The organism is Actinomycetospora straminea (genome assembly GCF_028737255.1).
Taxonomy (GTDB): Bacteria; Actinomycetota; Actinomycetes; order Mycobacteriales; family Pseudonocardiaceae; genus Actinomycetospora; species Actinomycetospora straminea.
Window position 1 is genome coordinate 509,715 of sequence record NZ_JAQZAN010000001.1, and the last position, 26,000, is coordinate 535,714.

Sequence of the window (26,000 nt, forward strand, 5' to 3'; positions counted from 1 at the left end):
TCAGGCGAGGTCACTGGGCACCGCCCTTCGCGGGATCGACCTTGCTGGCCGTCGTGACGAGGACCAGGCCGCCGCGCGGGCCGGGGACGGCGCCGCGGATCAGCAGCAGGCCGGCGTCGGCGTCGACGCCGTGCACGGTCAGGTTCTGGGTCGTGGTCTTGACGTGGCCCATGCGGCCAGCCATCCGCGTGCCCTTGAAGACGCGCGCGGGGGTGGCGCAGCCGCCGATGGCGCCGGGCGAGCGGTGCTTGCGCTGCGTGCCGTGGCTGGCCCCGAGGCCGCCGAAGCCGTGGCGCTTCATGACACCGGCGGTGCCCTTGCCCTTGCTCGTGCCCGAGACGTCGACGACGGCGCCGGCGGCGAACACCTCGGCGGTGACCTCCTGGCCGACCTCGTAGTCGCTGGCGTCGCTCGTGCGGAGCTCGGCGAGGTGGCGCCGCGGGGTCACGCCGGCCTTGGAGAAGTGGCCCGTCTCGGGCTTGTTCACCTTGCGCGGGTCGATCGCGCCGTAGGCGATCTGGACGGCGTTGTAGCCGTCCACCGAGGGCGTGCGGACCTGCGTCACGACGCAGGGACCGGCCTTGACGACGGTCACGGGGACGACGCGGTTGGCCTCGTCGAAGACCTGCGTCATCCCGACCTTGGTGCCGAGGACGCCGCTCATCTTCCGCTCCGGCTTGGCCGGGTACGTGTGTGCTGCAGCTGCGTTGGTCACGGCCGGCCTCACTGGATGTTCACGTCGACGCTCGCCGGCAGGTCGATGCGCATGAGCGCGTCCACCGTCTTCGGCGTGGGGTCGACGATGTCGATCAGTCGCTTGTGCGTGCGCATCTCGAAGTGCTCGCGCGAGTCCTTGTACTTGTGCGGCGAGCGGATGACGCAGTAGATGTTCTTCTCGGTGGGCAGCGGCACGGGCCCGACCACGGAGGCGCCGGTGCGCGTCACGGTCTCGACGATCTTCCGAGCCGACGCGTCGATCGCTTCGTGGTCGTAGGCCTTGAGCCGGATGCGGATCTTCTGTCCCGCCATGGTGGCTTTGCCGTTCCTCTTCTCGTCCCACCCGGGGCATGCGCCCCCGGTGGCTGGCCAGGTTCTCGAGACGCCCCGGTGCGTGCCGGCCGGATCCGCGTCCCCGACCGGGACCGTCACCGGTCCACGCGGTCGGGCGTGTCGAATCCGTCGCCGGGCTCCGCCCCGCGCTCGCGCGCGCTGCGGGCCCGCGGACCTCGCGCTGTTCAACGTGTGTCCGTCCCGCGCCCCGTGAGGGACCGGCACGGTGGGCCTCCCGGCGCGTGGCTGGCACGGCCGGAAGACCCGGGCCCACGGTGTGGCTCTCGGACCCCTGCTCACAGCAGGGCGGCCGGCTCGATACCGCATGAGCCGGCCGCCCCGTGCGAGCTAGGACTCCAGTGTCGCACGGCCGCTGTCGCGGCCCTGCACCGGGGGTCCCGGAGAGAGACCTACTTGTGAATCTTCGTGACCTGACCGGCGCCGACCGTCCGGCCACCCTCACGGATGGCGAACTGGAGGCCCTCCTCCATGGCGATCGGCTGGATCAGCTGGACGGACATCTCGGTGTTGTCACCGGGCATGACCATCTCGGTGCCCTCCGGCAGCGTCACGACGCCGGTGACGTCGGTGGTCCGGAAGTAGAACTGCGGGCGGTAGTTGTTGAAGAACGGCGTGTGCCGCCCGCCCTCGTCCTTGCCCAGGATGTAGACCTGGCCCTCGAACTCCGTGTGCGGCGTGATCGAGCCGGGCTTGCCGATGACCATGCCGCGCTCGACGTCCTCGCGCTTGATGCCGCGCAGGAGCAGACCGACGTTGTCGCCGGCGCGCCCCTCGTCGAGCAGCTTGCGGAACATCTCGATGCCCGTGGTGGTGGTCTTCGTCGACTTCGCGCGGATGCCGACGATCTCCACCTCCTCGTTCACCTTGACGATGCCGCGCTCGACGCGGCCGGTGACGACGGTGCCGCGGCCGGTGATCGTGAAGACGTCCTCGACGGGCATGAGGAACGGCTTGTCGGTGTCGCGCTCCGGCGAGGGGATGGCGTCGTCGACGGCGTCCATCAGCGACATGATCGCGTTGCCCCACTCGGCGTCGCCCTCGAGCGCCTTGAGCGCCGAGACGCGGACGACGGGGAGGTCGTCGCCGGGGAAGTCCTGCGAGGACAGGAGCTCGCGGACCTCCATCTCGACGAGCTCCATGATCTCCTCGTCGTCGACCATGTCCGCCTTGTTCAGCGCCACCACGATGTAGGGGACGCCGACCTGGCGGGCGAGCAGCACGTGCTCGCGGGTCTGCGGCATGGGCCCGTCGGTGGCGGCCACCACGAGGATGGCGCCGTCCATCTGGGCCGCGCCGGTGATCATGTTCTTGACGTAGTCGGCGTGCCCGGGGCAGTCGACGTGCGCGTAGTGGCGCTTCTCGGTCTGGTACTCGACGTGCGCGATCGAGATCGTGATGCCGCGCTGCCGCTCCTCGGGGGCCTTGTCGATCATGTCGAACGCCGAGGCCTGGTTGAGGTCGGGGTACTTGTCGTGCAGCACCTTGGTGATCGCCGCGGTGAGCGTCGTCTTCCCGTGGTCGATGTGACCGATGGTGCCGATGTTGACGTGCGGCTTGGTCCGCTCGAACTTGGCCTTCGCCACTGCTCTCGTCCTCCTGGACTGTTCTTTCCTGACCCGTCCCTCGTGTGGTGGGCCCGGGTCGGGTGGTGCTCGTCGGTGTGGGTCCTGCCGTGTCTCGGAGGACCGAGAGGGCCGTCACGAGGCTAGCGAAGCCCGCGTGACGGCCCGCGACCTGGTCCGCGACCCGGGGCGCACCCGGGCCGCGGACCCGCGTCACTCGCCGGTCGCCTTGGCGATGATCTCCTTGGCCACGTTGGCCGGGACCTCCGCGTAGGAGTCGAACTGCATGGAGTAGTTCGCCCGGCCCTGGGTCCGCGACCGCAGGTCGCCGACGTAGCCGAACATCTCCGAGAGCGGGACGATCGCGCGCACGATGCGCCCGCCGCCGGTCCGCTCCTCCATGGCCTGGATCTGGCCACGGCGGGAGTTGAGGTCGCCGATGACGTCGCCCATGTAGTCCTCGGGCGTCGACACCTCGACGGCCATGACGGGCTCGAGCAGCGCGGGGTCGGCCTTGCGGGCCGCCTCCTTGAGCGCCATCGACCCGGCCACCTTGAACGCCATCTCCGACGAGTCCACCTCGTGGTACTGGCCGTCGAGCAGCGTCAGCTTCAGACCCACCAGCGGGTAGCCGGCCAGCACGCCGTACTGCATGGCGTCCTGCGCACCCTCGTCCACCGACGGGATGTACTCCCGCGGCACACGACCACCGGTCACCTTGTTGTCGAACTCGTAGAGCGGGCCGTCGGCCGTCTTCTCCAGCGGCTCGAGCTTGATGATGACGCGGGCGAACTGCCCCGAGCCACCGGTCTGCTTCTTGTGCGTGTACTCGTACTTGTCGACCGTCCGACGGATGGTCTCGCGGTAGGCCACCTGCGGCTTGCCGATGTTGGCCTCGACCTTGAAGTCGGACTTCATCCGGTTGACCAGCACCTCGAGGTGGAGCTCGCCCATCCCCGAGATGATCGTCTGGCCGGTCTCCTCGTCGAGGTTGACGCGGAACGTCGGGTCCTCGTCGGCGAGACGCTGGATCGCGGTCGAGAGCTTCTCCTGGTCGGCCTTCGACTTCGGCTCGACCGCCACGGAGATGACCGGCTCCGGGAAGGTCATCGACTCGAGGATCACCGGGTTCTGCGGGTCGCAGAGGGTGTCGCCCGTGGTCGTGTCCTTGAGGCCCACCACCGCGTAGATGTGGCCGGCGCGGGCCTCGTCGACCGGGTTCTCCTTGTTGGAGTGCATCTGCAGCAGCTTGCCGATGCGCTCCTTGCGGTCCTTCGTCGAGTTGATGACCTGCGTGCCCTGGGAGAGCTTGCCCGAGTACACGCGGACGTAGGTCAGCTTCCCGTAGAAGGGGTGCGCAGCGATCTTGAACGCGAGGGCCGAGAACGGCTCGTCGGTCGTCGCGTGGCGCTGCACCTCGGTCTCGCCGTCGAGCAGCGTGCCGTTGACGGCCGGGACGTCGGTCGGCGCCGGCAGGTAGGCGATGACGGCGTCGAGCATGGGCTGCACGCCCTTGTTCTTGAACGCCGAGCCGCAGATGACCGGGTAGTAGTCGCCGGTGACCGTCACGGCGCGGATGCCGTGCTCGATCTCCTCGGGCGTGAGCTCCTCGCCGGCGAAGTAGCGCTCCATGAGCGCCTCGTCGTTCTCGGCGATCGACTCGATCAGCGCGGTGCGGTACTCCTCGACCTGGTCGGCCATCTCGGCCGGGATCTCCTCGACGGCGTAGTCCTCGCCCTTGGAGACCTCGCCGCGCCAGGTGAGCGCGCGCATGCGGACCAGGTCGACGACCCCGTAGAAGTCCGACTCCGACCCCATCGGCAGCTGCAGGACCAGCGGCTTGGCGCCGAGACGGTCCTTGATCGTCTGCACGGTGAAGTAGAAGTCCGCGCCCAGCTTGTCCATCTTGTTGACGAAGCAGATGCGCGGGACGTTGTAGGTGTCGGCCTGACGCCACACCGTCTCGGACTGCGGCTCGACGCCCTCCTTGCCGTCGAAGACGGCGACCGCGCCGTCCAGGACGCGCAGGGAGCGCTCGACCTCGACCGTGAAGTCGACGTGGCCGGGCGTGTCGATGATGTTGATCTGGTGGTCTTTCCAGAAGCAGGTCGTCGCGGCGGACGTGATCGTGATGCCGCGCTTCTGCTCCTCCTCCATCCAGTCCATCGTGGCCGCGCCGTCGTGGACCTCACCGATCTTGTAGTTGATGCCGGTGTAGAACAGGACGCGCTCGGTCGTCGTGGTCTTGCCCGCGTCGATGTGGGCCATGATCCCGATGTTGCGGACCTTGCCCAGATCGTTCAGCACCTCGCGTGCCACGGAATTCCTCTTCCCGTCGGTTCGTCGCCGCGGGTCCCGCGGCGGGTGTTCTCGGACCTGCGGGCCGGGGGGTGGGTCTCACCCCCGGGCCCGGCCGGTCACCAGCGGTAGTGCGCGAACGCCTTGTTCGACTCCGCCATCTTGTGCGTGTCCTCGCGACGCTTGACGCTCGCCCCGAGACCGTTCGAGGCGTCGAGCAGCTCGTTCGTGAGCCGCTCGATCATCGTCTTCTCCCGGCGCGCCCGGGAGTACGTGATCAGCCAGCGCAGGCCCAGCGTGGTCGAGCGGCCGGCGCGGACCTCGATCGGCACCTGGTAGGTCGCGCCACCGACGCGGCGGCTGCGGACCTCGAGGGCCGGCTTGACGTTGTCCAGCGCCCGCTTGAGCGTGACGACGGGGTCGGCGCCGTTGCGCTCGCGGCAGCCCTCCATCGCCCCGTAGACGATGCGCTCGGCCAGCGAGCGCTTGCCGTCGACGAGCACCTTGTTCACGAGCTGCGTCACGAGCGGCGACCCGTAGACCGGGTCGGCGACGAGCGGACGCTTCGGAGCGGGTCCCTTGCGCGGCATGTCAGCTCTTGTCCTTCTTCGTCCCGTAGCGGCTGCGGGCCTGCTTGCGGTTCTTCACCGCCTGCGTGTCCAGTGCACCGCGGATGATCTTGTAGCGAACGCCCGGCAGGTCCTTCACACGACCGCCGCGCACGAGCACGATCGAGTGCTCCTGCAGGTTGTGGCCCTCACCCGGGATGTAGGCCGTGACCTCGATGCCGTTCGAGAGCCGGACGCGCGCGACCTTGCGCAGCGCGGAGTTCGGCTTCTTCGGCGTGGTGGTGTAGACGCGCGTGCAGACGCCGCGGCGCTGCGGGCTCCCCTTGAGGGCCGCGGTCTTGGTCTTCTCGACCTTGTCCTCGCGGCCCCGGCGGACCAACTGCTGGATGGTGGGCATCGACCGGCTGTTTCCGTTCCTCTGCTGCTGTCTGATCGGGCTCGCTTGCCCCGCGACACGGCACGCCGGCGGCGGACCGCCCCGTCATCGGGGGCGCCTGGGTCCTCGAGGGTCTTCGGACCGGCGCACCGCACATCCGGGGCACGCGGAGCGACCCGACCACGTCGGGCACTGGACACCAGGGTACGCGCGTGCGTGAGGGCACGTCGCAGCGGGTCGGATCAGGGTGCCGGACGCCGCTCGCAGCGGCCCGGCGACGCCGTCGGTGTCCTGCGCCGCGGCCCCTCGGACGTCCTCGACCCCCGTCTGCACGGGAGCCATGCCGCCGCGGGTGACTCCACCGCACCGACCGGACTGGTGGCGAGGATACCCGCGCGTCCCGTCGCTGCAAGCGACACCCGCGCCCGCCGCCCGAGGTGTGCAACGCGCCACGTCCGGCCCGCATTCCGCCGACCCGCCGACCCGCCGAACCCGCCAACCGCCACCCCGCGCCCGGCCCCCGCGCCCGTGATCACCAGGTCGAAAGGCACCGCGCGGCCCCCTCCTGGGGTGCTTTCGACCTGGTGATCACCCGCGGACGCCGGCGGGACCGCGCACGACGAAGGGCGCCCCCGCCAGCAGCGGGGACGCCCTCCGGTGTCGTGCGGACTACTCAGGTCAGCGGAACTGACCGAAGTCGTAGTCGTCGAGCGGCACGGCCGCGCCGGTGCCGGAGCCGAAGACGTCCGGGGCGTAGTACCCGTCGTCGTAGCTCGGCAGCGCGTAGGCCGCCGCGCGGGCCTCCTCGGTGGGCTGGACCTGGATGTTCCGGTACCGGTTGATGCCGGTGCCGGCCGGGATCAGCTTGCCGATGATCACGTTCTCCTTCAGCCCCACGAGGCTGTCGGACTTCCCCTCGATCGCCGCGTTGGTCAGGATGCGCGTCGTCTCCTGGAAGGAGGCGGCGGACAGCCACGACTCGGTGGCGAGCGAGGCCTTCGTGATGCCCATGAGCACCGGACGGCCGGCGGCGGGGTCGCCGCCCTCGGAGACGACGCGGCGGTTGGCCGCCTCGAACTCGGCGCGGTCCACGACACCACCGGGCAGGAACTCGGTGGCGCCCGAGTCGATGATCGTCACCCGGCGCAGCATCTGCCGGACGATGACCTCGATGTGCTTGTCGTGGATGGACACACCCTGCGACCGGTACACCTTCTGCACCTGGTCGACGAGGTGCAGCTGCACCTCACGCGGGCCCATCACGCGCAGCACCTCGTGCGGGTCGGCCGTGCCCTCGAGCAGCTGCTGGCCGACGCCGACGTGGTCGCCGTCCTGCAGCGGGCGCTCGGAGCCGTCGACCTCGAGGGTCGCGAGCCGCTGGCGCTTGGACAGCTTGTCGTAGACGACCTCCTCGCTCCCGTCGTCCGGGATGAGGGTGATCTTCCAGAACTTGTCGCCGTCCTCGAGCTGGATGCGGCCGTCGACGTCCGCGATGGGCGCCTTGCCCTTCGGGACGCGGGCCTCGAAGAGCTCCTGCACACGCGGCAGACCCGTGGTGATGTCCTCACCCGCGACGCCACCGGTGTGGAAGGTGCGCATCGTCAGCTGCGTGCCGGGCTCACCGATCGACTGCGCGGCGACGATGCCGACCGCCTCGCCGACGTCGACGAGCTTGCCGGTGGCCAGCGAGCGGCCGTAGCAGCGGGCGCAGACACCCTGGGCCGAGTCGCAGGTCAGGACGCTGCGGACGCGGACCTTGCCGACGCCGGCGGCCAGGAGGGCGTCGATCGCCTGCTGGCCGATGTCGGCGCCGCGGGCGAGCAGCTCGTTGCCGTCGGCGTCGGTGACGGCCGAGGCCGCCGTGCGCGTGTACACGCTGGTGTCGACGTGCACGTCGCGGACGAGCCCGTTCGGGCCCTCCTCGCCGATGGGCATCGGGATGCCGCGCTCGGTGCCGCAGTCGACCTCGCGGACGATGACGTCCTGCGAGACGTCGACCAGGCGCCGGGTCAGGTAGCCCGAGTCGGCGGTGCGCAGCGCGGTGTCGGCGAGACCCTTGCGCGTGCCGTGGGTCGAGATGAAGTACTCGACCACCGAGAAGCCCTCGCGGAAGTTGGACTTGATCGGCCGCGGGATGAATTCACCCTTGGGGTTCGCGACCAGGCCCTTCATGCCCGCGAGCTGACGCACCTGGGTCATGTTGCCGGCGGCGCCGGAGGCGACGATCCGCGAGATCGAGTTGTCCGCGGGGAAGTTGTCCTCCATCGCCTTGGCCACCTCCTCGGTGGCCTGGCCCCAGATGCGCACCATCTCGTCGTTGCGCTCCTGGTAGGAGAGCGCACCGCGCTGGTAGCGCTTGTTGACCTGCTCGGCCCGCGCCTCGTACTCGTCGAGGATCTCCTGCTTGCGCGGGGGCACGACGACGTCGTCGATGGCGATGGTGACCCCGGAGCGCGTGGCCCAGTGGAAGCCGGCGTCCTTGAGCCGGTCCAGGGTCATCGCGACCTCGGTCATCGAGTACCGCTCGGCCAGGTCGTTGATGATCGCGGCCTGGCGCTTCTTCGGGAGCTGGTCGTTGACGAAGGGGTAGTCCTCCGGCAGCAGCTCGTTGAAGAGCACCCGGCCCAGCGTGGTCTCCGCGAGCCACGGGCGGCCCGGCTCGTACTCGCCGTTCGTCATCCCCGGCCCGGGCACGGTGTTGCCGTTCAGCCGGATCCGGATCGGCGCCTGGAGGTCGAGCGACCCCAGGTCGTACGCCATGATCGCCTCGGCGGGCGACGAGAAGGCCTGGCCCTCGCCGGTGGCGCCCTCGCGCCGCTGGGTCAGGTAGTACAGGCCGGTCACCATGTCGAGGCGGGGCATCGCCAGCGGCTTGCCCGACGCCGGCGACAGGATGTTGTTCGCCGACAGCATGAGGATGCGGGCCTCGGCCTGCGCCTCGGCGGACAGCGGCAGGTGGACCGCCATCTGGTCACCGTCGAAGTCGGCGTTGAACGCCTCGCAGACGAGCGGGTGCAGCTGGATCGCCTTGCCCTCGACCAGCTGCGGCTCGAAGGCCTGGATGCCGAGGCGGTGCAGCGTGGGCGCCCGGTTGAGCATCACCGGGTGCTCGTTGATGACCTCCTCGAGCACGTCCCAGACCTGGCCGCGCTGGCGCTCGACCATCCGCTTCGCGGACTTGATGTTCTGGGCGTGGTTGAGGTCGACCAGCCGCTTCATGACGAACGGCTTGAACAGCTCGAGCGCCATCTGCTTGGGCAGGCCGCACTGGTGCAGCTTGAGCTGCGGGCCGACGACGATGACCGAACGGCCCGAGTAGTCGACGCGCTTGCCGAGCAGGTTCTGGCGGAACCGGCCCTGCTTGCCCTTGAGCAGGTCGGACAGCGACTTGAGCGGGCGGTTGCCCGGCCCGGTCACCGGCCGACCGCGGCGGCCGTTGTCGAACAGCGCGTCGACGGCCTCCTGCAGCATCCGCTTCTCGTTGTTGACGATGATCTCGGGCGCGCCGAGGTCGATCAGGCGCTTGAGGCGGTTGTTGCGGTTGATGACCCGGCGGTACAGGTCGTTGAGGTCCGACGTCGCGAAGCGGCCACCGTCGAGCTGCACCATCGGGCGCAGGTCCGGCGGGATGACCGGGACGCAGTCGAGCACCATGCCGGTGGGCCGGTTGCCGGTGGCCTGGAAGGCCGCGACGACCTTGAGCCGCTTGAGCGCGCGCAGCTTGCGCTGCCCCTTGCCGCTGCGGATGGTCTCGCGGAGGTTCTCGGCCTCGGCCTCGATGTCGAAGGTCTCCAGGAGCTTCTGGATCGCCTCGGCACCCATGGCGCCGGTGAAGTAGTCGGCGTAGCGGTCGTAGAGCTCGCGGTAGAGCGTCTCGTCCGAGATGAGCTGGCCACGGTCGAGCTTGGTGAACGTGGTCCAGACCTCGTCGAGGCGGTCGAGCTCGCGCTGCGCACGGTCGCGCAGCTGGCGCATCTCGCGCTCGCCGCCCTCCTTGACCTTGCGGCGCACGTCCGACTTCGCACCCTCGGCCTCGAGCTCGGCGATGTCGCTCTCGAGCTTCTGGGCGCGGGCCTCGAGGTCGTTGTCGCGCTGCGTCTCGAGACGCTTGCGCTCGCCGGCGATCTCGTTCTCGAGCGTCGACTGGTCGTTGTGCCGCTGCTCCGCGTTCACCTCGGTGATCACGTAGGCCGCGAAGTAGATGATCTTCTCGAGGTCCTTGGGCGCCAGGTCCAGCAGGTAGCCCAGGCGCGAGGGGACGCCCTTGAAGTACCAGATGTGCGTGACCGGCGCGGCCAGCTCGATGTGGCCCATGCGCTCGCGGCGCACCTTGGCCCGGGTCACCTCGACGCCGCAGCGCTCACAGATGATGCCCTTGAACCGGACGCGCTTGTACTTGCCGCAGTAGCACTCCCAGTCCCGAGTGGGGCCGAAGATCTTCTCGCAGAAGAGGCCGTCCTTCTCGGGCTTGAGCGTGCGGTAGTTGATGGTCTCGGGCTTCTTGACCTCGCCGAAGGACCACTGGCGGATGTCGTCGGCGGTGGCCAGACCGATCCGCAGCTCGTCGAAGAAGTTGACGTCGAGCAAAGGTTCTCCCCTGGATGGGTGAGCTGTTTTCTAGAGAGGGTCCGCGGTCCCCGAGCCGGGAGCGGTGACTCCCGGCCCGGGGCAGCGAGGTGCTAGTTGACGACGTCGTCGACGGACGGCGACTCGTTGCGCGAGAGGTTGATGCCGAGGTTGGCCGCGGCGCGCTCGAGGTCCTCGTCGTCGCCGTCGCGCATCTCGATGGCGGCGCCGTCCGAGGACAGCACCTCCACGTTGAGGCACAGCGACTGAAGCTCCTTGAGCAGCACCTTGAACGACTCCGGGATGCCCGGCTCGGGGATGTTCTCGCCCTTGACGATGGCCTCGTAGACCTTCACGCGGCCGAGCACGTCGTCCGACTTGATGGTCAGCAGCTCCTGCAGCGTGTAGGCCGCGCCGTAGGCCTGCATGGCCCAGCACTCCATCTCGCCGAAGCGCTGACCGCCGAACTGCGCCTTCCCGCCCAGCGGCTGCTGGGTGATCATCGAGTACGGCCCCGTCGAGCGGGCGTGGATCTTGTCGTCCACCAGGTGCAGCAGCTTGAGGATGTACATGTAGCCCACCGCGATCTGGTGCGGGTAGGGCTCGCCCGTCCGTCCGTCGAAGATCTGCGCCTTGCCGTCCTCGCCGACCAGCCGCACGCCGTCGCGGTTGGGCAGCGTCGACGAGAGCAGACCCTGGATCTCGGCCTGGCGCGCACCGTCGAACACCGGCGTCGCGGTGTTGGTGTCCGGCTCCACCCGACGCATGTCGTCGGGCATGTTCACCGCCCACTCCTCGGTGTTGTCCGGGTCGACCTCCCAGCCGCTCTTGGCGATCCACCCGAGGTGGGTCTCCAGGACCTGGCCGATGTTCATGCGTCGCGGCACACCGTGGGTGTTGAGGACGATGTCGACCGGCGTCCCGTCGGCGAGGAACGGCATGTCCTCGACCGGCAGGATCTTGCCGATGACGCCCTTGTTGCCGTGGCGGCCGGCGAGCTTGTCGCCCTCGGAGATCTTGCGCTTCTGGGCCACGTAGACGCGGACCAGCTCGTTGACCCCGGGCGGCAGTTCGTCGTCGTCCTCGCGGGAGAACACGCGGATGCCGATGACCTTGCCGGTCTCGCCGTGCGGGACCTTCAGCGAGGTGTCGCGCACCTCGCGCGCCTTCTCACCGAAGATGGCGCGCAGCAGGCGCTCCTCGGGGGTCAGCTCGGTCTCGCCCTTGGGGGTCACCTTGCCGACGAGGATGTCGCCGTCCGCGACCTCGGCACCGATGCGGATGATGCCGCGCTCGTCGAGGTCGGCCAGGACCTCCTCGGAGACGTTCGGGATGTCCCGCGTGATCTCCTCGGCGCCCAGCTTGGTGTCGCGGGCGTCGATCTCGTGCTCCTCGATGTGGATCGAGGTCAGGACGTCGTCCTGCACGAGACGCTGCGACAGGATGATCGCGTCCTCGTAGTTGTGGCCCTCCCACGGCATGATCGCCACGAGGAGGTTCTTCCCGAGGGCCATCTCGCCGTCCTCGGTGCACGGCCCGTCGGCGAGGACCTGGCGGGCCTCGACGCGGTCGCCCTCCGAGACGATCGGCTTCTGGTTGATGCAGGTGCCCTGGTTGGACCGCGTGAACTTGTGGAGACGGTGGGTCGTGCGCTGACCCTCGTCGTCCATGATCGTGATGTAGTCCGCGGAGAGCTCCTCGACCACGCCGGCGCGGTCGGTGGCGATGACGTCACCGGCGTCGACCGCGGCCCGCAGCTCCATGCCCGTGCCCACCAGCGGCGACTCCGAGCGCAGCAGCGGCACCGACTGGCGCTGCATGTTGGCGCCCATCAGCGCGCGGTTGGCGTCGTCGTGCTCGAGGAACGGGATCATGGCCGTCGCGACCGACACCATCTGGCGCGGCGAGACGTCCATGTAGTCGACGCGGGTCGGCGCGATGAGGTCCACGTCGCCGCCCTTGCGCCGCACCAGGACGCGGTCCTCGGTGAAGTGGCCGTCCTCGTTGAGCGGCGCGTTGGCCTGCGCGACGACGAAGCGGTCCTCCTCGTCGGCGGTCAGGTAGTCGATCTGGTCGATGACGACCCCGTCGACGACCTTGCGGTACGGCGTCTCGATGAAGCCGAACGGGTTGACCCGCGCGAAGCTCGACAGCGACCCGATCAGGCCGATGTTCGGGCCTTCCGGCGTCTCGATCGGGCACATGCGGCCGTAGTGCGACGGGTGGACGTCGCGGACCTCCATGCCCGCGCGCTCGCGGGACAGACCGCCCGGACCCAGCGCCGAGAGCCGGCGCTTGTGGGTCAGGCCCGCGAGCGGGTTGGTCTGGTCCATGAACTGCGAGAGCTGCGAGGTGCCGAAGAACTCCTTGATCGCGGCCACGACGGGCCGGATGTTGATCAGGGTCTGCGGCGTGATGGCCTCGACGTCCTGGGTCGTCATGCGCTCGCGCACGACGCGCTCCATGCGGGAGAGGCCCACCCGGATCTGGTTCTGGATGAGCTCGCCGACGGTGCGCAGGCGGCGGTTGCCGAAGTGGTCGATGTCGTCGGTCTCGACCGGGATCGTCCCGGTCTCCGTCTCGACCTCGGTCTCCCCCGCGTGCAGGCGCACGAGGTAGGAGATCGTGTTGATGATGTCGTCCTCGGAGAGCGTCCCGACCGACGGGTCGACCGCGGAGCCCAGCTTCTTGTTGACCTTGTAGCGGCCGACCTTCGCCAGGTCGTAGCGCTTGTCCTTGAAGAAGAGGTTCTCCAGCAGCGTCTGCGCGCTCTCGCGCGTCGGCGGCTCGCCCGGACGCAGCTTGCGGTAGATGTCGAGCAGCGCCTCGTCCTGGCCGGCGGTGGAGTCCTTCTCCAGCGTGGCCAGCAGCGTCTCGGAGAAGGAGAACTTCTCCTGGATCTGCTCGGTGGTCCACCCCAGCGCCTTCAGCAGCACGGTGACGGGCTGGCGGCGCTTGCGGTCGATGCGCACACCGACGGTGTCGCGCTTGTCGACGTCGAACTCGAGCCAGGCACCACGGCTCGGGATGATCTTGACGCTGAAGACGTCCTTGTCGGTGGTCTTGTCGACCGTGCGGTCGAAGTACACACCCGGCGAGCGGACGAGCTGCGACACGACGACGCGCTCGGTGCCGTTGATGATGAACGTGCCCTTGTCGGTCATCACGGGGAAGTCGCCCATGAAGACCGTCTGGGACTTGATCTCACCGGTGGTGTTGTTGGTGAACTCGGCCGTGACGAACAGCGGGGCCGAGTACGTCATGTCCTTGTCCTTGCACTCCTCGACGGAGGCCTTGACCTCGTCGAAGCGCGGGTCGGAGAAGGACAGGCTCATGGAGCCGGAGAAGTCCTCGATGGGGGAGATCTCGGAGAGGACCTCCTCCAGGCCACCGACGGGGAGCTCCTCACCCGCCTCCACGCGACGCTCGAACCACTCCTCGCTGCCGACCAGCCACTCGAACGACTGGGTCTGCAGGGCGAGCAGGTCGGGAACCTCGAGGGGCTGGTCCAGCTTGGCGAAGGAGACCCGGGTGGGTGCCCCGGGGAACGACGCGTGGTGGTTCGAGACCTTGGTGGCGCGGGTAACTGCCAAGATGCGTCCTTCCGGAACAACGCTGTCTGAACGCTGTCAGTAGCTTCACCGTCCGGGGGCGCGGCGCAGCGCACCGGGCGGCGTGGACGCGGCCCGGGCGTCGGCACACGGATAGGCGAACAGACGTAGGGCAGCGCGATCCGACAGTCTAGCCACGCATGGCGGCACCTGTCGAACGGCCCCCCCTCGTGACGCGCCGGGAGGGACCTCCGCCTGGGGCGGATTCGACCTCCGGGGTCGGACGCGGGGGCGCCGCGCTGCGAACAGAGTGACCGCCCGTGCCCCCGGAGTCAAGTGGGGCGCGCCTGGTGTCGCCCGCGCGGCACAGCGGACCCGGTGCAGGTCAGGCCACACATGACGACGCCGGGCGCGCCACGCTCTCCGCGTGGCGCGCCCGGCGCGTCGTGCTCGAGATCAGCGCTGCGCGGTGAGGGGCGTCAGCTCGGCGAGCTTCCAGCGCCCGTCGACCCGCTCCATCTCCAGACGCAGCAGGCCCGGGGCGTTCGTGGACTGCCCGGTGGTCGTGCGCTGCGCGGAGAACTGCGTCAGCGCCATGACCGTGGCCCGGTCGTCGCGCATCTGCGTCACGCCGATGTTGACGACCGTCGCCGTCTGCTTGAGCTGCTGCTGCTGCGCGGGCTGGCGGATGGTCTGGTCGAAGACCGCCATGTAGCGCTGGGAGAACTGCCCGGTCGACATGGTCCGGGCAGCGTCGGCCGAGTCGTCGAGGCGGGAGAAGTCGTAGGAGAAGATCTTCTCGATCGCCTCGCGGCTCTGGCCGACGAGCTCGGCGGTGCCGCCGACGTCGACGACGGCCTGGTTGCTGACCGGCCCGCTCGTCCAGGCCTGCCGGCCCTGCCAGAACGCCAGGCCGCCGAGGGCCAGGCACAGCACGGTGACGACGACGAGCACGACCGGCAGCGCCCGCGAGGCGCCGAAGCGCGTCAGGGCCGCCCGCTCGCGCGCGAAGCGGCTCGGGGAGCCCGCGCCCTTCCCGCCGGTGCGCGTGGGCTTCGCCGCGCGCGTCAGGGCCGCGACGTCGCCGGCTGGCCGCTCCTTGGTGGCCGTGCCGGCGTCCGCGCGCGGGGTCATGCGCGTGGTGCCCCGGCGGGCCTTCGGGCGCGGCGTCGTGACGGTCGTGGCGGCGACCTTGGCGGTGTCGCCGGCCTCGGTGGTCTCGGCATCGGCGTCCGTGGCCTCGTCGGCCGCGGTCGCGTCCGCCGTCCGGCTGCCCGGCGCGGTCGCGGTCTCGGTCGCGGTCTCGGTCTCGGTCTCGGTCTCGGTCGCCGTGTCGGGCGCCGCGGCGGCCTCGGTCGTCGCACCGGCCGCGGTGTCGACCGCGGCCTCGTCGGTGACCGGCGCCGGCAGGGCGGTCGTCTCGGCGGACGCGACGGGGTCGGGCTCGGCGTCCGTCTCCGGCTCGGCGGTCGGCGCCTCGGGGACGTCCGGGACCGGCGTCGCCGCCGTGCCGTTCGGGCGCGACGCCGCGTGGTCCGGGGCCGTGTCCGGCTCGGGCGCGACCCGGTCGTCGACGACGGCCGCGTCGAGGCGGTCGTCGAGATCGGGCGCGTCGACCGGGTCGACGGTGCCGGCACCGGCGCCCGCGTGGGCGTGCTGGCGCAGGCCGGCGACCTTGGGACGGCGGGCGGTGGAGCCGGGCTTCGTGCGGGAGCGGGGTGGCACGGTCACTCCCCCTTTCTGGTGTCGGCCGCGGCTACTGCTGTCCGGTCGAGGGCGTCGCCTTGGCGGCCTTCCAGCCGTCGGGCGTGCGGATCATCTCGACGAGGAACAGCTGCTGCTTGGACGTGGGCTGCGCGGTGGCGCTGCGGGCGTTGACGTCGATCGCCACGATCGCCGAGGCCGTCGGCGGCTCGTGCAGCGGATCGAAGGCCGTCAGGGCCGCGGAGACCGGCGCCGCGATGACCTCGGCCTGCGACTGGCGCAGGTTCTCGGCGAACTGCTGCCGGACCCGCTGGTACTCGCCGAGCATCGGCTCGGTCAGGGACGTCTGCGCGGCGTTCAGGTCCGCGTCGAGCGTCGCCGGCCGCACCGTGTTGATGTTGACGACGATCTGCTCGGCGGCGTCGATCGCCTCGTCGCGCATCGCCGCGGCGTTCGCGTCGCTGCTCTGGGTCCCGGTCCACCAGTAGACGCCGCTCGCGACGGCGGCCGCCAGGGCCAGGACGGTCAGGACCGCCAGCACGGTCACCAGGCGCCGCCGCCGCTGCTCGGGGGTCGCGGCGGGCTTGTCGGTGGCCTCATCGGTCTCGGGGGCCTTCTGGGCCGTCGTCGGGGACGTGGCGCTCAGCTCCTCAGGTCGTCCGCCGGGCATATCGGGGAGCGCCGGCGGGGTCGTGCTCGGGGTCAGTCGCTGCCGAGGCCCGGGATGATCACCGGGGGCGCGCCGCGCGTGCTGCCCTCCAGGACACCGCCGGCGGGCAGCGAGGCCAGCGCGGTCGTGTCCTGCGGTGCATTCTGCGGCTTGTTGGATCCGCCGGCCTCGGCGGGGTTGCCGGGGTTCTCCGAGTCGTAGGGCGGCGGCAGGTTCTGGGCGCCACGGACGTTGACCGGCGGCGCCTCGGCGCAGCGCACGCTGGTGTCCATGGGGATGAAGTCCTTCTCGTCGGCCCGCCGCCAGCCCGCGTCGGGCTGCAGGTAGCCCTCGGTGCAGTACGGCGGGTCGGCGATGTTCAGCACGAGGCCGAAGTGCACCCGGCCGTCGGGGCCGGGGTCGCCGGCGTCCTGCAGGACCGACGGCGCCGCCGCGGACAGTGCCGGGTACGTGACGAGCACCTGCTCCACGCCCGCGAGGCGGGGTTCGAGGATGCGGGTGATGGTCAACAGGTTGGCGATCACCCGGCTCAGGTCCGGTCCGACATCGCGGATCAGGCCTTCGAGCTCGCGGGCCGCCGGTGGCGCCGAGTTGACCAGCCGCCGGAGGTTCGGGTCGTCCGCCTTGAGCTGCGCGGTGAACAGCTGCAGGTCCCGGCTCAGCGAGATGATCTGCGGGCCGAGGTCCACCTGGGTGTTGAGCACGATCCGCCCGTCGCGCAGCAGCTGCCGGAATGTCGGCAGGTTGGCGATGGCGTCGGGCACGAGCGCGTTGGTGCCGTCGAGCAGGCGCTGGAGGTCCGGGCCCGCGCGGTCGAACGCGTTGAAGAGCTCGTCGACGGTGGTGCGCAGCTCCGGCAGGGGAACCGACGTGGCGAGGGCGTTGACGTCGGCCAGGAGCTGGTCGACGGGCACGGGGGTCCGCGTCCGCTCCATCGGGATGACCGACCCGTCCTCGAGGTACGGGCCCGCGTTGTTCGGCGGCTGGAGGTCGACGTACTGCTCACCGACCGCCGAGCGGTTCGCGATCACCGCCGTGGCCGAGGCCGGCACCTCGGGCGAGTCCTGCTCGATCTCGAGTTCGACCTCGAGGCCGCGCGGGGTGACCCGCATGTCGCCGACCTTGCCGATCTCCACGCCGCGGTAGCTGACCGAGGCGTCCGGGAAGATCCCGCCGGAGTCGGCGAGCTGGACACGCACGGTGTACGGGCCGAGGCCGATGAGCGAGTCCGCGCCGACGTAGCGCAGGCCGACGTAGCCGATGCCCACGATCGAGATGACCGCGAACAACGCCACGAGGCGCAGCGTCTTGGTGCCGATCATCCGCCGTTCCCTCCGCCGTCCGCGGTGCCGAGGCCGGGGAGCTGGGGGACCAGTCCGGCGGTGTTCTGGGCGCCTGCACCCGTGCCCCCGCCTGCCCCGCCTGCGGGCTGCGGGGTGGTGCCGGGCGTCTGCAGGAGCTTGAAGATCGCGTCCACGCCGGGCACCTCGGGACTGTTGAGGATGGTCGTCAGGAGGTCCTGGAGGTTGATCTGGAGGCTGACGTCGATGTTCGCGAAGTCGCCCTTGATGACGTTGAGCGAGTTGTCGGCGAACGGGATCGTCAGGAGGATCTCGAGCGACCGCGGCAGGGCGTCGCCCGCCTCCACGAGGTTGCGCAGGATCGGCTGGAGGGCCCGCAGGTCGGCCACGGTGTTGGCCTGGCTCCGCCGGATGACGTCGGTCCCGACGTCCGAGAGCCGGCGCAGCGCCTGCAGCGTCTCGACGAGCAGGCCGCGCTGCTGGTTGAGCACGTCCAGGCCCGGCCCGAGGTTGTCGATGACGTTGGCGATGCGCGCACGCTGATCGACCAGCGTGCGCGTGAGCCGCTCGAGCGAGTCGATGGCGCGGACGATGTCGGCCTTCTGCCGGTCGAGGGTGCCGACGAGCGTGTCGAGGTTGGTGAGCAGCGAGCGCAGCTGCTCCTCGTTGCCCGTGGTCGCGGCGTTGAGCTCGCGGGCGATCGTCTGGACCTTCTCGACCCCACCGCCGTTGAGCAGCAGCGACAGCGCGCCGAGGACCTCCTCGACCTGGGCGCCGACGTCGGTCTGGTCGACCGGGATCACCGCGCCGTTGGCCAGGCGTCCCTGGGCCGGGGCGCCGGGTGCCGGGAGGAGCTCCACGAACTTCTCGCCGAGGAGGCTGGTCTGGCGCAGCCGGGCGGTCGCGTTGCCCGGCAGGACGACGGCGCCGTTGACCTCGACCCGCACCTGCGCGGTCCAGCCGTCAGGCGCCAGCGAGACCTCACGGACGACGCCGACGGGCACGTCGTTGACGCGCACGCTGTTGTTCGGCACGAGGTCCACGACGTTCGTGAACTGCGCCGTGACCGTGTAGGGCTCCGGACCGAGCGCCGCCCCGCCCGGCAGCGGGAGCTCCTGGAGCGACTGGATGCCGCAGCCGGTCAGCGCGACCAGCGCCACGACCAGCAGGGTCACCACCCGGGTGCGGCGCGACGCCGTCCCCGAGGGGCGGTGCGGTGCGCTCACTGCCCACCTCCGACGGTGTCGAAGCCGAGGATCCCGGCGCCCGGTTCGGTCGGGGTCGCGGCGCCGGCATCGGCGGTTCCGCCACCCTCGGCGGGCGCTGCACCGGCGTCGCCGCCGGCTCCGGCCGGGGCCCCTCCGGGCAGGGCCGTCAAGGGCACCAGCGCGTCGAGGGACGGCTGCTGGTTGAGCAGCCCGAGCAGGTCCTGGATGGGGGCCAGGGACAGCCCCAGCGGCGAGTTCCCGACGACGTTTCCTTCCGTGTCGGTGCCGCCCAGCAGCGCGCCACAGACGACCGATGCGCGGGCCACGTTGGTCAGCACCGGATCGAGCGGCTGGGCGAGCGCGTTCGGCAGTCCCGGCTGGTTGGCCAGCAGGCTGCAGAGCAGGGCCCGCGGGTCCAGCCCGGCGCCCAAGAGCTCCGGCGCCAGCACCGGACGCACGTCGAGCGTCCCGGAGCGGGCGTTGTACGAGTTCGTCAGGTTGCCCAGCGCGAGCGGAGCGACGTTGGTGAACTCGGTGATCGCCCGGCGCTGCCGCACCAGGATGTCGGTGATGTTGGCCAGGCGACGGACATCGGTGCGCAGGATGTCGCGGTTGTCCCGGATGAAGCGGGCGACGTCGTCCAGCGCCGGCGGGAGCGTCGCGAGCACCGTCGAGAGGTTGCCGCGCTCCGAGGCGAGGAACGCGGCGATGTCCGCGAGCTGGTTGTTGAGGTCGCGGACGGCGCCGTCGTTGCGGGCCAGCATGTTCGTGAACTGGCCGAGGTTGTCGACCGTCGCGAACAGGTTGTCCCGGTTGTCGGCCAGCGTGCCGACCGCGCCCCCGAGCTCGGTGATCGTGCTCTTGAGCAGCTCACCGTTGCCGCCGAGGGCGCCCGCCGAGGAGGTCAGGAGGCGGTTGAGCGCACCCTGCTGGTTGGCGCCGTTCGGCCCGAGGGCGCGGGCGATGGTGTCGAGGCTCTGGTAGACGCGGTCGAGCTCGACCGGGGTGCCGGTGCGCTCGAGCGGGATCACCGCACCGTCGGCGAGCTGGGGCCCGTTCTCGTAGGTCGGGCCGAGCTGGATGTACCGGTCACTGACCAGCGTCGGAGCAACGATGACGGCCTGGGCGTCGGCCCGGACCGGGGCCTCGTTGTCGACCTTGAGGACGACCCGGACGACGTCGCCCTGCGGGACGATCTCGTCGACCGTCCCGACCGGGATGCCCTGGATCGTCACCTCGTTGGCGACATAGAGGCCGACGGTGTTGTCGAAGTAGGCGGTCACCGTGCGCTGGCTGCCGCGCTGCAGGACGTACCAGAGCCCCGCCGTCGCGAGCAGCGCGATGACCAGCGCCGCCGCGAGCGTGCGCGACGCGCTCTCGAAGAAGTCGACCATGCGGTTCGACATCAGTTGCCTCCGCCTTCGCCGTCGCCCGCGGGGGCAGCGCCGGCGGGAGCAGGGCCGGCGGCGGGAGCCGCGTCACCGGCCGGGGCACCGCCGGCCGGAGCGCCACCGCCGGGCAGCAGACCGCCGGCTGCCGGCGCCAGTGCCTCCGTCAGCGCGTTCAGATCGGGCACTCCGTTCGGGAAGAGGATCGCGAGCTGCTGTTGGTTCAGCCCGGGCTGGGCCTCCGTGCCGCCGCTGAGGATCGTCTGCAGCTGGGTGAGGTCCGCCGGGCTCAGACCCTGGATCACGGTCACGAGCTGGGTCGGATCCGACGTCGGGCCCAGGAGGTCCGGCAGCCCGACGCCCGCGAGCTGGGCGAGCGCGTTGCCGAGGATCTGCTGCAGCAGCGCCGGGTTGAAGAGCCCTGCCAGGCTGGTCGGGTCGATGGTGGAGCCGGGATCGCACACCTGGTCGCCGGGCGGGTCGAGGTTGCAGATGTAGGCGTCGAACCAGCGCCCGTTGCCGACGACGTTGGCGAACACCCGGACGAAGGGGGCCAGCAGCCGCAGGCCGTTCTCCAGGTTCGCCGAGTTCTCCTCGAGCGTGCGCAGCACGCCCTCGAGCTGCTCGAGGGTCGGCCGCAGCGTCGCCTCGTTGTCGGCGACCAGGCCGCGCAGCTGCGCGGCGAGGGCGATGGTGCCGTTGAGCAGGTTGTCGATGGCCGCCTTGCGCGCCCGCAGCTCGGAGAGCAGGAGGTTGCCGTCGTTGATGAGGCGCTCGACCTCGCGGTCCCGGTCGGCGAGCACCTGCGTCGTGGTGCGGGTGTTGGCCAGCAGGCGGGCGAGCTCCTGGTCGCGCGACGAGATCGTCCGCGAGAGACGGGAGAGTCCGTCCAGCGCGCCGCGCACCGGCCCCGCCGCGCCGTCGAGGGTGTCCGACAGGACACCGAGGCTCTGCGCGAGCTGGTCGGTGTTGAGGTCCTCGACCGTCGTCGACAGCTGCGAGAACGCCTGGATGACGTCGAACGGCGCGCGGGTGCGCTGCCGGGGGATGGCCTGGTCCGGATCCAGCGGCCGCTCCCCCGCGGGCTCCAGCGCGATGTACTTCTGCCCGAGGACGGTCTTGATCTCGATCGCGGCGGAGGTCCGGTCGCCGATCCAGGCGTCCGGCGCCTTGAACGAGATGACGACGTCGTTGCCCTCGAGCGTGAGGTCGGTGACCGTCCCGACGCGGATGCCGGCGACGCGGACGTCGTCGTCGGGCAGCACGCCGGCCGACTCGCTGAAGCGGGCCGTGTACGTCGGGCCCTGACCGATGAGCGGCAGGTCCTTGACGTTCAGCGACGCGGCGATCAGCAGCAGGATGATCGCGATGCTGGCCGCGCCGATGGGGAGGGGGTTCCGCTTGCGGAACGGCTTCATCCGCTGCATCGGTTCGCCACATCAGGGAGTTGGATGACCGAACCGAGGTCGATCGGGGGCAGGGGGAGCGGGTCGAAGCTGACGGTGCCGCCGACCGCGCAGAGGTAGAAGTTGAACCAGGACCCGTAGCTGCCGGCCCGGCCGAAGTTGTTGGCCTTCTGCGGCGTGAGGCGCAGGAACTCCTCGACGAGCGCGCGGTTGTCGTTGAGGTTCTCCGACAGCCGGCCGAGCTGGACGATGTCGTCGCGCAGCGGCGGTCGCGCCTCGTCGAGCAGGCCGGCCGTCGCCGTCGTCAGGTCGGCGATCGGCTGCAGCGTCTCCCCGATCCGCACGCGGTCGGCGGCGAGCCCGCTGACCAGCTGTTGCAGCGACACGATCAGCCCGGAGAGGCGTTCGTCGCGAGCGTTGACGGTGTCGAGCACCAGGTTCAGGTTGTTGATCAGCGACCCGATGACCGCGTCCCGGTCGGCGATCGTCGCGGTCAGCGACGCGGTCCGGGCGAGCAGCGAGTTCACCGTCCCGGCCTGGCCCTGGAGCACCTGGATGATCTCGAACGACAGCTGGTTGATGTCGTTCGGGCTCAGGGCCTGGAACAGCGGCTTGAAGCCGTTGAACACCACGGTCAGGTTGAGCGGCGGCCGCGTCTGGCTCTCGGGGATCGTCGCCCCCGGCCGCAGGGTCGCGTTCATCGGTCCGTTGCCGCGGGCCACCTCGAGGTACCGCTGCCCGACGAGGTTCTGGTACTTGATCGAGAAGATCGACCCGACGGGGAGCCGGCGCGTCTCGTCGACCTTGAACGTCACCTCGGCGACGTTCCGGTCGACCAGCTGCACCTCGGTGACCTGGCCGACCCGGACGCCGGCGATGCGGACGTCGCTGCCCGCGATGAGGCCGGAGGCGTCGGTGAAGCGCGCCTTGTAGTCCTCGGTGCTGCCGAAGTAGCTGTTCTGGATGGCGGTGAGCAGGACAGCCACCGACAGCACGGTGATGATCGTGAAGATCGCCAGCTTGATCAGCGGTGCGGCGAGCCCCCTCACCGGACCACCGCCGGCGCTCCGCGCAGCGTCGCTGCGGTCAGGTAGGGCGCGAAGGAGGGCACCTGCGACGGGGTCTCGCCCATCTGCAGCGCCGTCACCTCGGTCACCAGGCGGCGCTCCTCCGGTGAGTTGGGGGTGTTGGGCAGGCCGATGTTGGCGCCGTCGACGCGCCCGGGAGCGGCCTGGCCCTCGGTGCGGCCCCCGCCGGTGCGGGCGGTGCTGGCCGCCTCGTTGCCGGTGTCGGAGTCCTCGTCGATCTCCTCGCCCGCACCGCCCGCGTACGCGTCCTGCGTGCCGCGGGAGGGGTCCGGCGGGATGGACCCGTCACGGATGGGGCCGCCCGGCGGGAACTGCGGCGCCTGGCCCTCGATCTGGTAGCAGCGCGGCCCGCGGTCGTCGAGGTACTGCGGTTCCTCACCGGGCACGTACTTGCCGTTGTCGATCGTGAGCTCGGCCTCGATGAGGACACCGGTGGTCGGGCTCAGGACGTTGTTGATCAATGGCGCTAGATCGGCGAGCTGCCGGAACAGGCACGGGAACTCCGAGCTGTACCGGGCGAGGAGCTCGAGCGTCGGCCGGGCCGAGGCCGCCAGGGCGATGATGTTGTCGCGGTTGGCGACCAGGAAGTCCGTGGTCACGTTGGCCGCCGACGTCACCGACCGGAACGTCGACTCGAACGCCGCCCGCTGCTCGACGAGCGTGCGGCTCGTCGTCACCAGGTTGTCCAGCGCCAGGATCAGGTCCGGCGCCGCGACGTTGTAGATGTCCGCGGTGGGGGCCAGCGCCCGCAGGTTGGCCTGCAGGTCGGGCAGCGCCGGGATGACGCCCTCGACGTACTGGTTGAGCAGCACGAGCGTGTCGCCGAGCTCCTCGCCGCGACCCGACAGGGCCTGCGAGACCGCGCCGAGCGTGTCCGAGAGCTTCTGCGGCTGCACCGCGGTGAGCACCGGGAGCAGGTTGTTGAGCACCTGCTCGGTCTCGGTGGCGTTCTCCGACCGGTCCTGGGCGATGGTGTCGCCCTCCTGCAGCGGCCGGGCGCTCCCGTTCGGCGGGATCGACAGCGACACGTAGCGCTCACCGAACAGCGTCTTCGGGATGAGCATCGCGGTCGTGTTGCTCGGGATGGTCGGCAGGAAGTCCGGGTCCATCGCCATCTCGACGACCGCACCCGAGCCGTCGCTGTCGATGGACCGGATCTCACCGACGATGATCCCGCGGACCTTGACGTCGCCCTGCGGCGAGAGCTGGTTGCCCGCGGTGTCGGTCCGCAGCGTGACCATCTCGACCGGCTTGAACAGCTTGTTGAAGTTGGCCAGGCAGAACGCCACGACCAGCAGCATGAGCAGCACGAGAGCCAGGCCCATGAGCCGGCGGCGCAGCGGGCTCAGCGGCGGCCGCTTGTCCTTGACGGGCGGCGCGTAGTCCTCGCGCTCCTGCGTGGGTGCGCTCATCCGGCGATCCTGATCGAGGTCGTGGTGCCCCAGATGGCCAGGGTCAACAGGTTGTCCAAGACGGTGAAGAGGACGATCGAGTTGCGCACCGCGTTGCCGACGGCGACGCCCACGCCGGCGGGGCCGCCGCTGGCGTTGTAGCCGTAGAAGCAGTGCACGAGGATGATCACGAAGGCGAATATCAGGACCTTCATGAACGAATAGATGACGTCCTGTGGTGGCAGGAACAGGTTGAAGTAGTGGTCGTACGTGCCGGGCGACTGCGTGTAGAAGTTCGTGACCAGCAGTCGCGAGGCGAGGTACGACGCCACCAGGCCGATGACGTAGAGCGGGATGACGGCGATGAAGCCGGCGACCACGCGGGTCGTCACCAGGAACGGCAGCGACGGCACCGCCATGACCTCGAGCGCGTCGATCTCCTCCGACACGCGCTGCGCGCCGAGCTGGGCGGTGAAGCCGGCGCCGACCGTGGCGGACAGCGCCAGCGCCGAGACCAGCGGCGCGACCTCGCGGGTGTTGAAGTACGCGGTGACGAAGCCGGCGAACGCCGAGGTACCGATCTGGTTCAGGGCCGAGTAGCCCTGCAGACCGACGACCGAGCCGGTGAAGAACGTCAGGGTGGCGACGATGACGACCGTGCCGCCGATGAGGGCCAGCGCGCCCGAGCCGAACGCCACCTCGGTGAGCAGGCGCAGGACCTCGCGCTGGTACCGCGTGACCGACTTGGGGATCCAGCCGATGGTGCGCGTGTAGAACGACGCCTGGTCGCCGAGGGTGTCGAGGACACCCAACGGCGCCTCGACGGCGCGACGTGCGCGAGAAGTGATCGTCATCAAATCCTGGCCTGGGGAGCGGCGGTCAGAACAAGAGAGCTACTGGCTTAGAACTTGCTCGGCGGGACGAGGTTGAGGTAGATCGCCGTCACGACCAGGTTGATCGCGAACAGCAGGATGAACGTGATGACCACGGCCTGGTTGACCGCGTCCCCCACGCCCTTCGGGCCGCCGGCGGGGTTGAGGCCGCGATAGGCGGCGACGATCCCGGCGGCGAGACCGAACAGCGCTGCCTTGATGAAGCCGACCAGCAGGTCGGTCGGCTTCGACAGCGCGGAGAAGCCCTGCACGTAGGCGCCCGGGGTGACGCCCTGCAGCACGACGTTGAAGTAGTAGCCGCCGGCGACGCCGACGATCGAGACCAGTCCGAACAGCAGCGCCGAGACGAGGATCGACGCGAGGACGCGGGGCACCACGAGCCGCTGGATCGGGTTGACGCCGAGGACCTCCATGGCGTCGATCTCCTCGCGGATGGTGCGGGCGCCGAGGTCGGCGCAGATCGCCGATCCGCCGGCCCCGGCCACCAGGAGCGCACAGATGACGGGCGCCGCCTGCTGGATCACCGCCAGCGTGCTCGCCGCGCCGGAGAACGACTGGGCACCGAACTGCCGGATCAGCGACCCGAGCTGCAGCGAGATGACCGAGCCGAACGAGATCGACACCAGCGCCGCGGGGAGGATGCAGACCCGCGAGATGAACCAGCACTGGTCGATGAACTCGCGCGTCTGGAACGGGCGCTGGAAGATCCCGACGACGACGTCGAGGCCGAGGGCGAACAGCTTGCCGGTCGACGACAGCGCGCCGGCCCCCGGGAAGTTGCCGGCGGCGAGACGAGAACTCACGAGTCACCCCGGCGGAACATGCGCCGCAGGCCGCCCATGAGGCCCTGGTCGTCGTCCTCGCGGCCGCGCGGCACGCCGGTGTCCTGCGACTGCGGACGCGCCGTGCCGTCGTCGGCCGGCGCGGTCTGCTCCGTCGAGCCCGGACCGCCCTCGGC

At 70.4% G+C, this 26,000-nt stretch carries 17 protein-coding genes and 1 pseudogene; all 18 read right to left on the reverse strand.

Going from position 1 to position 26,000, the window contains the following annotated elements:
* Positions 1–10: 10 nt before the first annotated feature.
* Positions 11–664 carry a 50S ribosomal protein L3 gene (rplC, locus tag PH190_RS02440; RefSeq protein ID WP_274229897.1) on the reverse strand — a complete coding sequence of 218 codons (654 nt, stop codon included), beginning with the start codon at positions 662–664 and terminating at the stop codon, positions 11–13.
* Between the two features lie 59 nt (positions 665–723).
* Positions 724–1,029: a 30S ribosomal protein S10 gene (rpsJ, locus tag PH190_RS02445; protein WP_116708461.1), complete on the reverse strand. Its 306-nt coding sequence runs from the start codon at positions 1,027–1,029 to the stop codon at positions 724–726.
* 431 nt (positions 1,030–1,460) lie between these two features.
* On the reverse strand, positions 1,461–2,654 hold the full coding sequence (tuf, locus tag PH190_RS02450) for an elongation factor Tu (RefSeq protein ID WP_274229898.1): 1,194 nt from the start codon (positions 2,652–2,654) through the stop codon (positions 1,461–1,463).
* A gap of 192 nt (positions 2,655–2,846) precedes the next feature.
* Positions 2,847–4,952, reverse strand: a complete 2,106-nt coding sequence (fusA, locus tag PH190_RS02455) for an elongation factor G (RefSeq protein ID WP_274229899.1) — start codon at positions 4,950–4,952, stop codon at positions 2,847–2,849.
* A gap of 98 nt (positions 4,953–5,050) precedes the next feature.
* Positions 5,051–5,521, reverse strand: coding sequence for a 30S ribosomal protein S7 (gene rpsG / locus PH190_RS02460; RefSeq protein WP_274200568.1), 471 nt, complete (start codon positions 5,519–5,521; stop codon positions 5,051–5,053).
* A gap of 1 nt (position 5,522) precedes the next feature.
* A complete protein-coding gene (gene rpsL, locus PH190_RS02465) occupies positions 5,523–5,897 on the reverse strand; it encodes a 30S ribosomal protein S12 (RefSeq protein ID WP_116708457.1) in 375 nt (124 codons plus the stop codon).
* A 657-nt stretch (positions 5,898–6,554) separates the two neighbouring features.
* Positions 6,555–10,463 carry a DNA-directed RNA polymerase subunit beta' gene (locus PH190_RS02470; RefSeq protein ID WP_274229900.1) on the reverse strand — a complete coding sequence of 1,303 codons (3,909 nt, stop codon included), beginning with the start codon at positions 10,461–10,463 and terminating at the stop codon, positions 6,555–6,557.
* A 92-nt stretch (positions 10,464–10,555) separates the two neighbouring features.
* On the reverse strand, positions 10,556–14,035 hold the full coding sequence (gene rpoB, locus PH190_RS02475) for a DNA-directed RNA polymerase subunit beta (RefSeq protein WP_274229901.1): 3,480 nt from the start codon (positions 14,033–14,035) through the stop codon (positions 10,556–10,558).
* A gap of 414 nt (positions 14,036–14,449) precedes the next feature.
* Entirely contained in the window at positions 14,450–15,718 is a 1,269-nt protein-coding gene (locus PH190_RS02480; protein WP_274229902.1) for a hypothetical protein, read from the reverse strand.
* Between the two features lie 31 nt (positions 15,719–15,749).
* Positions 15,750–16,367 (reverse strand): hypothetical protein, encoded by a 618-nt coding sequence (locus PH190_RS02485; RefSeq protein WP_274229903.1) that lies wholly within the window; start codon positions 16,365–16,367, stop codon positions 15,750–15,752.
* 32 nt (positions 16,368–16,399) lie between these two features.
* The gene (locus tag PH190_RS02490) at positions 16,400–17,689 is read right to left on the reverse strand and encodes an MCE family protein (protein ID WP_274229904.1); all 1,290 of its coding nucleotides are present in this window, start codon (positions 17,687–17,689) and stop codon (positions 16,400–16,402) included.
* Positions 17,686–18,894 carry an MCE family protein gene (locus tag PH190_RS02495; RefSeq protein ID WP_274229905.1) on the reverse strand — a complete coding sequence of 403 codons (1,209 nt, stop codon included), beginning with the start codon at positions 18,892–18,894 and terminating at the stop codon, positions 17,686–17,688. The genes PH190_RS02490 and PH190_RS02495 overlap by 4 nt, the downstream gene beginning before the upstream one ends.
* A complete protein-coding gene (locus tag PH190_RS02500; RefSeq protein ID WP_274229906.1) occupies positions 18,891–20,282 on the reverse strand; it encodes an MCE family protein in 1,392 nt (463 codons plus the stop codon). Before PH190_RS02500 ends, PH190_RS02495 begins: the two co-directional genes overlap by 4 nt.
* Before the next feature lie 464 nt (positions 20,283–20,746).
* Positions 20,747–21,682: pseudogene (locus tag PH190_RS02505) on the reverse strand (MCE family protein); the annotation flags it as partial.
* Entirely contained in the window at positions 21,679–22,719 is a 1,041-nt protein-coding gene (locus tag PH190_RS02510) for an MCE family protein (RefSeq protein WP_274229907.1), read from the reverse strand. The gene PH190_RS02510 and the pseudogene PH190_RS02505, both read right to left, overlap by 4 nt.
* Positions 22,716–24,170: an MCE family protein gene (locus PH190_RS02515; protein WP_274229908.1), complete on the reverse strand. Its 1,455-nt coding sequence runs from the start codon at positions 24,168–24,170 to the stop codon at positions 22,716–22,718. The genes PH190_RS02510 and PH190_RS02515 overlap by 4 nt, the downstream gene beginning before the upstream one ends.
* The gene (locus PH190_RS02520) at positions 24,167–25,003 is read right to left on the reverse strand and encodes an MlaE family ABC transporter permease (RefSeq protein ID WP_274229909.1); all 837 of its coding nucleotides are present in this window, start codon (positions 25,001–25,003) and stop codon (positions 24,167–24,169) included. Before PH190_RS02520 ends, PH190_RS02515 begins: the two co-directional genes overlap by 4 nt.
* 47 nt (positions 25,004–25,050) lie before the next feature.
* Positions 25,051–25,845, reverse strand: a complete 795-nt coding sequence (locus tag PH190_RS02525; protein WP_274229910.1) for an MlaE family ABC transporter permease — start codon at positions 25,843–25,845, stop codon at positions 25,051–25,053.
* Positions 25,846–26,000: the final 155 nt, after the last annotated feature.

Bases quoted from the DNA above. Each gene is read 5' to 3' on its own strand.
- rplC (WP_274229897.1), bottom strand. From the start codon at position 664: ATGAGCGGCGTCCTCGGCACCAAGGTCGGGATGACGCAGGTCTTCGAC.
- rpsJ (WP_116708461.1), bottom strand. From the start codon at position 1,029: ATGGCGGGACAGAAGATCCGCATCCGGCTCAAGGCCTACGACCACGAA.
- rpsG (WP_274200568.1), bottom strand. From the start codon at position 5,521: ATGCCGCGCAAGGGACCCGCTCCGAAGCGTCCGCTCGTCGCCGACCCG.
- rpsL (WP_116708457.1), bottom strand. From the start codon at position 5,897: ATGCCCACCATCCAGCAGTTGGTCCGCCGGGGCCGCGAGGACAAGGTC.
- PH190_RS02485 (WP_274229903.1), bottom strand. From the start codon at position 16,367: ATGCCCGGCGGACGACCTGAGGAGCTGAGCGCCACGTCCCCGACGACG.
- PH190_RS02490 (WP_274229904.1), bottom strand. From the start codon at position 17,689: ATGATCGGCACCAAGACGCTGCGCCTCGTGGCGTTGTTCGCGGTCATC.
- PH190_RS02500 (WP_274229906.1), bottom strand. From the start codon at position 20,282: ATGTCGAACCGCATGGTCGACTTCTTCGAGAGCGCGTCGCGCACGCTC.
- PH190_RS02515 (WP_274229908.1), bottom strand. From the start codon at position 24,170: ATGAGCGCACCCACGCAGGAGCGCGAGGACTACGCGCCGCCCGTCAAG.
- PH190_RS02520 (WP_274229909.1), bottom strand. From the start codon at position 25,003: ATGACGATCACTTCTCGCGCACGTCGCGCCGTCGAGGCGCCGTTGGGT.